We start from the raw sequence: 2908 nt of genomic DNA, 5'->3' as shown, positions 1-2908 counted from the left end.
TAGATAGTGGTTTGGCGATTACTATCAGATCAAATTCAGAGCATGTTTTCAAGTTTTATTCCTTAAGATCCAACCTATGAATATTTACTCGTAACGCTCGATTAAGTAAATATTATGGTGGCTATAATTACGAAGCAAATCAAAATATAGCCACCCGTTTTACTTTAAGGCTTATTCAATCGTTACCTTTGCATCACTTACCCATGTTTCGGTTATCGCGTCATCATTTTTATCAACTAAATACGCGCGTATGCTTACTGGGTCGTTATTAGTCTGTTTATAGTCAAACGCTAATCGCCATTGGTTTGTACCTACAACCGGATAAACTCCAATAGGTTCTAGTATTTCACCATTACTGGCTTCAACAATCGGCTTTATACCACTTTCATTATCTAAGCCTTTAAATACTGGCCCTTCAAAATCAATCACCATTTTGTTAACACCTTCTGGAATAGGCTGGCCGGGAATTCCGCCTAAGCCTTGGCGAGTATTTACAACGCTTGCAAGCGTTTTTGATTTTGGATCCAGTGGACGCCACTCAATATCATAAGAAAAGATAAACTCATCACCTTTGCGCGCCTCTTTTTCAGGCACCCAGTAGGCAACAATGTTGTCGAACGTTTCATCTTTTGTAGGGATTTCGATTAACTGAACAGCCCCTTTGCCCCATTTCCCTTTAGGTTTAATCCACGCTGATGAACGCTTATTGTAAAATACGCCGTCGTCTTGGTAGTTATTAAAGTCACGATCTCTTTGAATTAAACCAAACCCTTTTGGGTTCTCATCAATAAAGCTATTGGTCGACACCGACTGAGGATTATTTAATGGGCGCCAAACGTATTGACCCGATCCTGTGTGAATCGCAAGGCCATCGCTATCGTGAATTTCTGGGCGCCAATCTTTAGCTTCTGTTTTATCTTTTTGTGAGTACCAATACATACTGGTTAACGGTGCTACGCCTAAGCGTTCAACATCGGCGCGCATATACAAATTAGCCGTTACAGAGGTAATATGGCCTTTGGCTTCTTTGTTATCTTTGCTTAAACCAAATCGATAAGCACCAGTGATAGAAGGCCCTTCAAGCAATGCCCAAACAGACACACTTTCACCTTTTTTCTCTGCGGGGCCAATCCAAAATGCAGAAAAGCGCGGAAATTCTTCAGGTTGGTTCATGCCCGTATTAATTGCAATACCTCGGGCCGACAGTCCATATTGCCCTTGTGGCCCATCCGTACGAAAATAAGACGCACCTAAAAACGATATCCAATCTGGTTTCATATCTGGGCGCATTATTCTAAAGCCTGCAAATCCAAATCCTTCAGGGAGGTCGTGAGCTGGGCTGTCATCAGGCATATCAAAAACATCATTACTAAAAGGTACATTTTGAATCTGATTTTTATCGTCTCTGATGTAAATACTTACTGGCTCAGGAAAATATCGGCCAGGGTAAAATAATTGTACAGGTGCGTTTTTTCCACTTGGGTATAAGGTTTCATCTTCTTTAAAGCGTATTTTCCAGTGTTCGTCATACGTAATTTTATCGATTAACTCCGGCGCTGGCACCTTAGTCGGCGTATAGGGCTTTTCGGCTGAGGCTTTTGCAAGTGCTTTTAAGTCTTCGAATGAAAACTCCGTTTTATCTACTGCTTCTGTCGCGTAAGACGACATCGAAGTGCTAAAAATAATTGCGATGAATAACTTTAATTTCATAAAAAGAATGTCCAATAAATTGAGTCAAATAAAAATGGGAACGCTGCACGAACGTATATATAACTTAAAGTTCTGCATGGATATTACGTGACGTAATATGAACTAGCGTTTACTAAGGTATTGTTATTTGACTACAGGACCTCCCATAATTATTTTTTTAGGGTATTGGTTTTAAGGGAAATTGCGCGCGTTTGATGATATCGCTGAAGTGAAATAAGCGGGGATAGAGTAATTTATTATCAGATCGGTGGTATTCAAATGGATAAGGCTTGTATTTAGCCGATGAAAATGAAGAGGCTCACTACTTTTAAAACTTGCAATTAATGGCTGAATTTTACTAGTCGTCCACCTTAGGGCCTATTGTTAGCGCGTACTTTGCTGAATACTTGGCTTTTCCCAACCAAGAATATTTACGCAATAATTTACACCAACCACTAAATATTCCGTTATTTCTGAATTACCACACGACGAAAAACCATTACGCTTACTTTCTAAGTCGAACCAGCCACCAGTAATTATTTCGTGGAGCCACCCTGCTTGTAAGGAACATTCAGGCCAAAACTCTAACAAGTCACCTTCATCTAAGACTCGAAAACCTGCAGGCTCTTCGAAAATAATATCAATTTTATCACCGTCAATAGATATTGTAATTGTTAGGAGATCAACATCAAAATTAAGGTTTATAACCTCAATAGTATTTGTTGAATTATCACTCTCTAAAATTTTATATTTCACAAAACCTCTGAGTACCGCTAACGCCTCGTTAACCGGAGCGTAGGTTGATAGCGTTTTTGCGCCTTTTGTTTTCTGCAAAAACGATGGCGACCGTTTACGCTTCTGTGCTTAACGACTTGTTAGGTGTTTTTATCACTTTTGTTTGGAATGTCATTGCACAAAGCACACTCTACACCTTTACGTGATTGATATAGCCTTGAACATATAAATATTGTTGTTGTGATTGAAGACCAAGTACAAGCAAAAATTAATGCTTCTTGGACTGAATGCTGTTTAAGCAACTCAACTATAAAAAGTAAGGCAGCTACTCCAAGAAATACTTTTAATGCTCTAACGAACCAAAAATTAAATCCCATTTGAACTCCAAACCTGAGAAACACCTAACGAGCCTGTAGATTAACTCGTTTTAAAATTTGTTTTATTGATAAACAAACCATAGCTGAGTTCCTATTTTGGTTCAATT

The 2908-nt window shown here is 38.9% G+C and carries 3 protein-coding genes; all 3 read right to left on the bottom strand.

All coding sequences use genetic code 11. From position 1 onward, the window contains the following. Positions 1-171: 171 nt before the first annotated feature. On the bottom strand, positions 172-1710 hold the full coding sequence (locus GQR55_RS19795) for a glucan biosynthesis protein (protein ID WP_166421943.1): 1539 nt from the start codon (positions 1708-1710) through the stop codon (positions 172-174). 363 nt (positions 1711-2073) lie between these two features. Further along, on the bottom strand, positions 2074-2445 hold the full coding sequence (locus GQR55_RS19790) for a hypothetical protein (protein ID WP_149605965.1): 372 nt from the start codon (positions 2443-2445) through the stop codon (positions 2074-2076). A gap of 119 nt (positions 2446-2564) precedes the next feature. Further along, positions 2565-2801, bottom strand: coding sequence for a hypothetical protein (locus tag GQR55_RS19785; protein WP_166421942.1), 237 nt, complete (start codon positions 2799-2801; stop codon positions 2565-2567). Positions 2802-2908 lie beyond the last annotated feature (107 nt).

Origin of the sequence: Pseudoalteromonas sp. Z1A8, from assembly GCF_011378855.1 — a bacterium.
Lineage (GTDB): Bacteria > Pseudomonadota > Gammaproteobacteria > Enterobacterales > Alteromonadaceae > Pseudoalteromonas.
The sequence above is the reverse complement of the archived record's forward strand: the minus strand, read 5'-3'. Positions and strand labels throughout refer to the sequence as shown.

Bases quoted from the DNA above. Each gene is read 5' to 3' on its own strand.
- GQR55_RS19785 (WP_166421942.1), bottom strand. From the start codon at position 2,801: ATGGGATTTAATTTTTGGTTCGTTAGAGCATTAAAAGTATTTCTTGGA.
- GQR55_RS19795 (WP_166421943.1), bottom strand. From the start codon at position 1,710: ATGAAATTAAAGTTATTCATCGCAATTATTTTTAGCACTTCGATGTCG.